The organism is Metabacillus niabensis (genome assembly GCF_020524345.1).
Classification (GTDB): Bacteria; Bacillota; Bacilli; order Bacillales; family Bacillaceae; genus Metabacillus; species Metabacillus niabensis_B.
This window is the reverse complement of record NZ_JAIVLH010000052.1, coordinates 1-4788: the sequence shown is the minus strand read 5'-3', so window position 1 is coordinate 4788 and position 4788 is coordinate 1. Positions and strand designations below refer to the sequence as shown.

At 38.6% G+C, this 4788-nt stretch carries 5 protein-coding genes; 2 read left to right on the top strand and 3 right to left on the bottom strand.

The genetic code is table 11. The features are described 5' to 3' along the window. Positions 1-129 precede the first annotated feature (129 nt). The 3 genes from LC095_RS26480 to LC095_RS26470 form a co-directional block, all read right to left on the bottom strand. A complete protein-coding gene (locus LC095_RS26480) occupies positions 130-714 on the bottom strand; it encodes a MarR family transcriptional regulator (RefSeq protein WP_086408550.1) in 585 nt (194 codons plus the stop codon). Positions 715-886: 172 nt separating this feature from the next. Then, complete coding sequence (locus tag LC095_RS26475) at positions 887-1084, bottom strand: hypothetical protein (protein WP_226530901.1); 198 nt, start codon at positions 1082-1084, stop codon at positions 887-889. 276 nt (positions 1085-1360) lie between these two features. Beyond that, entirely contained in the window at positions 1361-1708 is a 348-nt protein-coding gene (locus LC095_RS26470) for a hypothetical protein (RefSeq protein ID WP_226530900.1), read from the bottom strand. A gap of 332 nt (positions 1709-2040) precedes the next feature. On the opposite strand from LC095_RS26470, the gene mobQ reads away from it, so the two are divergent. Both mobQ and LC095_RS26460 read left to right on the top strand, forming a co-directional pair. Continuing rightward, entirely contained in the window at positions 2041-3978 is a 1938-nt protein-coding gene (gene mobQ / locus LC095_RS26465) for a MobQ family relaxase (protein WP_226530899.1), read from the top strand. Between the two features lie 12 nt (positions 3979-3990). Continuing rightward, the gene (locus tag LC095_RS26460) at positions 3991-4509 is read left to right on the top strand and encodes a tetratricopeptide repeat protein (RefSeq protein ID WP_226530898.1); all 519 of its coding nucleotides are present in this window, start codon (positions 3991-3993) and stop codon (positions 4507-4509) included. Positions 4510-4788: the final 279 nt, after the last annotated feature.

Here is a 4788-nt window from a genome sequence, read left to right as displayed (position 1 = left end):
TTTAAAAAGTGGGTCAAACCCTTGATATTACTGGTTTTTTAACGAGTGTCGTAGTAATGAAAAATCATTACTTTCGTAATGAAAAATCATTACCACGAAATAAATAAAAAAAAGAGCCTATTAAAGGCTCTAAAATAATTTTTCAGGTAGCTTTTTTAATTCAGCAGGAGTTTTTCTAAACATAGCTTTTAAAGTTCCGTTTACGTTGTCTCTATCCCCTGAAAACATTATGTGAGGGTTTACGAACAAAGCGTAGGCTCGAACATTATTATCTTCTAAACCACTTTCAGACCGTGCTAAAATACCTTTATCGATTAACCCTTTTATGATTGGATTTACATTTTGCTTTTTCTTTCCTAAAACAGTAGCGAGATCACTTTGAGTTAAAGGTGTTGAATTAGTTTTCTTGCAATCTTCCACAATACAATTAGATTCAATTTCAACATGAGGAGCAATATCTATTAAAAATGTTTTTTCAGCAGTAGTTAAATATTTTATTTCACGTAAGTATAAAAGGTTGGCTTGGTTCAACTGGACAAACCTCGCTTTGTTTTTTACTTTTCTTTCAGGAATTAAAATCATCCCTCTAGAATTAGCTTTTGTTTGTAATTCAGTTGCTTGTTGCAGTTCTTCTTCCGTTAAAATCTTTTCATTTTGTATTTCTCTTAATCTTGCTTTTCTTTCAGCTTCTCTTAAATTTTTATTCAAGCTAATTCCTCTCCCTATGTAGCAGGAATTAGTCCCTTTATGTTAGAATATAAATACTAAATAAATGAATAAAGGAATCCTAATTCCTTGCAGTATTTGAGAAAACCGTCTAGCCAGCCAAGCAAGGACGGTTTTTCTTATGTCTAAATTCGACAATATCAATAAAACTCCTTTTTTACTACCCATTTTGAATCTTTCCTTGAAGGCTCACAAGTAACTTATCGTCAACTCGCTTAGGTTTATAACCCATTCGGTCTATCAAGATACCTTCTATAACCCTCATATGAGCCGTATAGCGCCTATATTCACTTTCAGCAAAGGCTAAAGTATCTGAATCAATTTCAATCAATTCTGCCCCCTTCTGAACGCCTCTCATGAGGTGATAACATTTCGTCCTTTCTTCCCTGACCTTTCTTAGCAGCAGTAACAAGTGATAGGTATGATAAGTCACCAGTACAGGATATGGCTTCTCGTAATCTTCCTCGACCACATCTCTGTTTAAAGAAGGACGTACCACCTTCAAAGGGGCTTCACAAAATTCGCATTCGCTTGCGAAATTACCATTCTCAGTTTGACAGTATGAACAAATCAATTCCCCACCTCCTAAAGATAAACGTTGCCATAAAGGCAACGGGAAAATGCCCTAAAGGCATTACGGTTGGTAAGGGGCTTTCTCACCTTCTGGCATGATTAAGCTTTCCTCCTGAACCTCATAAACGAGCTTGTTTTCTTTCTTGGACTTCTCCACATCAATGTTCATTAATTTCTCTTTATGCTTCTCTACTGCTTCCTTCATTCCATACGCTACTTTCTCAGCTTGATCCTCACCGATAATATCAAAATACTTCTCAAAAATCGCACCCACCTGAATCAATCGGCGTGTCCGTTCCTTTCGTTCTTTCGCTTGGATTCGGCTGGCAACTTGCTGTTTCCTCGCCTTAATCTGCTCCATCTTTTCCTCTAATTCTTGTAAACGTTCTGCGTCCGTTTTACGTGCCAATTCTAAAACCCTCCTGCATTGCCATATTTTTCTTTTATTATATCGGAAATAGTGCTAGAATACTAGACAAAAGGCAAGAATCGCCACAATGAAGTGTGGCACTGATTCCCGAAGAACGAAGGGCAAGGGCGCACTTACACAAACTATCGTTTGTCGTGCGGGTGCTTCGCACCAAAAGAAAAAAGCCTTTGCCTTATCAGGCAAGTTGCTAAAGCAACAAAAACATAATCGCCTATCGGCGAAGCCAAAACAGAAAAGGAACCACCTTCGGTACTTCCTTCTCCGTTTCGGTTAAATGGGATTCGCGTAGCGATGCAAGAGAGGTGAGAATCATGGCAATCTATCATTTTTCAGCACAAGTTATTTCAAGAGGAAAAGGGCAATCGGCTGTCGCTTCTGCATCTTATCGTTCCGGTGAACGTTTAACCGATGAGCGCACCGGCGAAATGAAATACTACGTTCGAGAAGTCCAACCGGATACCATGATTCTTGCCCCTGCTAATTCTCCTGAATGGGTGCAAGATCGTAACCGTTTATGGAATGAAGTCGAAAAGTCTGAAACAAGAGTCAACTCTCGTTTGGCTAGAGAAATCAATATTGCTTTACCAAGAGAACTAAGCAATGACCAACAAAAAGAATTAATCCGTGATTATGTTCAAAAAGAATTTGTAGATAAAGGGATGATCGCAGACGTTGCGATTCACCGTGATGATAAAGAAAATCCCCATGCTCATGTCATGCTAACCACAAGAGAAATTACAGCTGATGGATTCGGTCCCAAGAATCGTGACTGGAACAAGAAGGAGCTTCTTGAACAATGGCGTGAGGAATGGGCAAACCACGCAAATAAAGCGTTAGAAAAAGAGGGGATTCAGGAACGCATTTCCCACCTTTCGCATGAAGCACGTGGACTAGAACAGCTTCCGACTGTTCATCTTGGCCACGTTGCTCATGAGATGGAAAAGCGTGGTGTCCGTACAGAAAAAGGAGATATTAACCGTGACCGTCAGGAATACAACGCTCTTGTCGTGGATCTCCAAAAGTACCGTGAAGAAAAACAAGCGTTGGAACAAGAGAAGGCTCGCCAGCAAGAACAAAAGCAAAACGCTGAAAAATTTAGCACGGCTGCCGAACGTGTGGATTTGCAAAATGCTTCTAAGGTTCTGAAGGCTGAATCTTCTTTACCAAACATAAAAAATCGTTACGATCAGCTTGATAAATGGGATGAACGCTTAAATAAAAATGACAGCTATATCCGTTGGAAAGACGAAACGCTCCGAGGAGCTTCCGACCATTTCAGATGGATTCATTCTTTCGAGAAACAAGTTCAAGAAGCTGAAAGACGAATCGAAAATATTAATTGGCTTAACCCATTGAAATTAAAGGAAAATCGAATCACTAAAGATAGAGCCGAACAAGAAATTTCTAAGGCGAAAACTGAAATTAAATTCCATGATGAAAAGCTTAATTACCACCGTGAAAAGCTTGGTTTCAGCAATGAAAAGGAATTTAACCAGGTGAAAACTCAACACGAATCAGAGCGTTCAGGACTCCTGGAGAAAAACAGAAACACTCGTCAATATATCCGTTCTGAACGTGATGTGCTTCAGAAGGCTGAAATTGCCCATAAAAACGCTTTTGTTCGTCAGGTGGCTTCTTTGTATCCTGAACGCTCTGAAATGCGTCATATGAGCTTTAAAACGGCTCTGAACATTGTTGATGTCAATTCTAAGTATGGGAAAGGTAAAGCAGTCCCAATCGAGAGCATTGAAAAGACGGTGAATAATCGAAAATCAGAAATTCAAAGGCTTCAAGGAGAAATTTCTCGTGTAGATCAGACGAAAGGACGCTTGCAGCGTGCAGAACGTTATCTAAAAGATTTTGAAAAACACCAAGCCATTGTTGAGAAATATGAGAACAATCCATTCCTGAAAGGAAAAATGCTTGTCTCCAAATCAGCCAAACGAGAGTATGACAGTGCTGTAACTGCCCGTGATAGCTATAAGAATTACATGCAGAAGGAAGGCATTACTGGAAGAGCCGACTTTGAAAAACAGATAGAATCCTTCGGGAAAATGGAAGCCAAAGTGCCTGAATATCAAGGACAAATTCAATCCCAAGAAAAAGGACTGGGCTTGTTAGACGCAGTTATGAAAGGCATTGAACAAGCGAGTAGAGAAATGACTAGACAACAACAACGCCAGCAACAAAAAGTACAGGGCAAAGGTAAATCGAAACAAAAATATCAAGGTATGGACAGAGAAATGTAGAGGGGGATTAATATGAATTTAACAAGTAAACTAGAACGTGAAAAAGCTTTAGCTGAAACTCTGAAGGAAACAAAAGAACTTAACTCACTTATGAGAGATTATCTTCGAGTGGCAATGGACAAAGAATCAGCCCATCACTTTGAACGAAAAACAGAAATTAATACAATCTATGCAGAACTTGAAACCATAAAAAAGCAACTAGCCGAAATAGCTGTTCATACCCCTTCTAAAGAACTTAGAACACTTGCAAAAGCTTATAATAACAAGGGAATTTCACTTGATAGTTTAGGGCAATATGAAAAGGCTATTGAATGCTACGATAAAGCCTTAAAGTTTAATCCAGATGACAATAACGCTGTATTAAATAAAGGCGTTGCTCTAGATCAAATGGGTAACCATGAAGAAGCCATTGAACATTACGACCAAATCATTTCAAACCTAGAACCTTTGACAGAAGATGACTTTGAATACCTTGAGGAAATTCCTCAATTTGATTTAGATAATCTAGAAATCAAAATACCTTTAGGATAATCGCCCTCTTTCGAGGGTCTTTTTTATTCTTACAGACAAGGTTTTGGTTGCCTTGATGGCAACCTTTTAGCCTTTAGGGCAGATACGAAAAATATATAAAATTAGGGGTTGCCAAACAAAGGGCGAATTGCTATTTAATAGAGAGTAAGAAGGGGATAAGTTTAAAAAGTGGGTCAAACCCTTGATATTACTGGTTTTTTAACGAGTGTCGTAGTAATGAAAAATCATTACTTTCGTAATGAAAAATCATTACCACGAAATAAATAAAAAAAAGAGCCT

Excerpts from the sequence above, each read along its gene's own strand:
- LC095_RS26475 (WP_226530901.1), bottom strand. The coding sequence starts at position 1,084 with ATGAGAGGCGTTCAGAAGGGGGCAGAATTGATTGAAATTGATTCAGAT.
- mobQ (WP_226530899.1), top strand. The coding sequence starts at position 2,041 with ATGGCAATCTATCATTTTTCAGCACAAGTTATTTCAAGAGGAAAAGGG.
- LC095_RS26460 (WP_226530898.1), top strand. The coding sequence starts at position 3,991 with ATGAATTTAACAAGTAAACTAGAACGTGAAAAAGCTTTAGCTGAAACT.